Raw genomic sequence first — 1,650 nt, 5'->3', positions numbered from 1 at the left:
CGCTCGGCGGCCTCGGCGAGGGAGTCGGCGGAGCGCAGGACGCCCGCGCCGTCGGTCATCACGCGCTGGATGGTGAAGCGGGCCTCCGGGGGCAGCAGCGGGTGGGCCGGCCGCTCCGGGGGTGCCGTGGCGGCGGGCACGCGCGCGGGGAGGGCGCCGGCGGCGTGCAGGGCGGCGATGTCGTCCGCGATGCGCTCGGCGTAGACCAGGCCCTCCAGGAGGGAGTTGGACGCCAGCCGGTTGGCGCCGTGCACGCCGGTGCAGGCGACCTCGCCGCAGGCGTACAGGCCCGGGACCGTGGTGCGGCCGTGCGGGTCGGTGCGGACGCCGCCGGAGGCGTAGTGGGCGGCCGGGGCGACCGGCACGGGCTCGGTGACGGGGTCGATGCCGTGCGCGCGGCAGGCGGCCAGGATCGTCGGGAAGCGGGTCGCCCACATGTCGGCGCCGAAGTGCCGTCCGTCCAGGTACATGTGCTCGGTGCCCTGCTCCTGCATGCGGCGCGTGATGCCCTTGGCGACGATGTCGCGCGGCGCCAGCTCGGCCAGCTCGTGCTGCCCCACCATGAAGCGCACGCCGTCCGCGTCCACCAGGTGGGCGCCCTCGCCTCAGACGAGCGGCTGCTGGCCCTCCGCGTCCGCCCCCAGGAAGAGCACCGTCGGGTGGAACTGCACGAACTCCAGGTCGGAGACCTCCGCGCCCGCGCGCAGGGCGAGCGCGACGCCGTCGCCCGTGGACACCGAAGGGTTCGAGGTCGCGGAGAAGACCTGGCCCATGCCGCCGGTGGCGAGCACCACGGCGGGCGCGTGCACGGCGCCGACGCCGTCGTGCTGGCCCTCGCCCATGACGTGCAGGGTGACGCCGGCGGCGCGCCCCTCGTCGTCCGTCAGGAGGTCGAGGACCAGGGCGTTCTCGACCGTCGGTATGCCGCGCGCGCGGACCGCCTCGACGAGGGCGCGGGAGACCTCCGCGCCGGTCGCGTCGCCGCCCGCGTGCACGATGCGGCGGCGGTGGTGGCCGCCCTCTCGGGTGAGCTCCAGGTCGCCTTCGGTGGACTCGTCGAAGTGGGCGCCGGTCGCGATGAGGCGGCGTACGGCGTCGGGGCCCTCGGTGACGAGGATGCGCACCGCCTCCTCGTCGCACAGGCCCACGCCCGCCACGAGGGTGTCGTCCAGGTGCTGTTCGGGGGTGTCGCCCTCGCCGAGTGCCGCCGCGATGCCGCCCTGTGCCCAGCGCGTGGAGCCGTCGTCCAGGCGGGCCTTGGTGACGACGACGGTCTTCAGGCCGGCCGCCGAGCTGCGCAGGGCCGCGGTCAGGCCGGCCACTCCGGAGCCGACGACCACGACGTCGGCGTCGAGCGACCAGCCCGGGGCGGGGGCGTACAGCCGTATGCCAGTGGCACTCATGCGGGGGCTCCGAACGTCAGCGGGATGTTGTCGATCAGGCGGGTCGTGCCGACCTTGGCGGCGACGGCGAGGATGGCCTCGCCCCGGTGGCCGGGGCCGATCTCCTGGAAGTCCGCCGGGTCGACGAGCGCCAGATAGTCCAGGACGAGCGGGGGGCGCAGGCGGGCGGCCTCGTCGAGGACCTGCCGGGCCGCGGCGCGGACCCCGGCGGGGCCGGTGGGCGCGGCGGGTCCGGTGGGCGCGGCCT

General features: G+C 76.4%; 1 protein-coding gene and 1 pseudogene. Both read right to left on the bottom strand.

Features of this window, described 5'->3' with window-relative positions; all coding sequences use genetic code 11:
* Nucleotides 1-1,403 (bottom strand): annotated as a pseudogene (locus tag STRAU_RS27435) (L-aspartate oxidase); the annotation flags it as partial.
* Nucleotides 1,400-1,650: pantoate--beta-alanine ligase (locus tag STRAU_RS27430; RefSeq protein ID WP_037662265.1), on the bottom strand; the 251-nt coding region annotated here is incomplete at its 5' end. The gene STRAU_RS27430 and the pseudogene STRAU_RS27435, both read right to left, overlap by 4 nt.

The organism is Streptomyces aurantiacus JA 4570 (assembly GCF_000414115.1).
GTDB classification, from domain to species: domain Bacteria; phylum Actinomycetota; class Actinomycetes; order Streptomycetales; family Streptomycetaceae; genus Streptomyces; species Streptomyces aurantiacus_A.
Note: the sequence above shows the minus strand (reverse complement) of the source record. Positions and strands in the feature narration are given on the sequence as shown.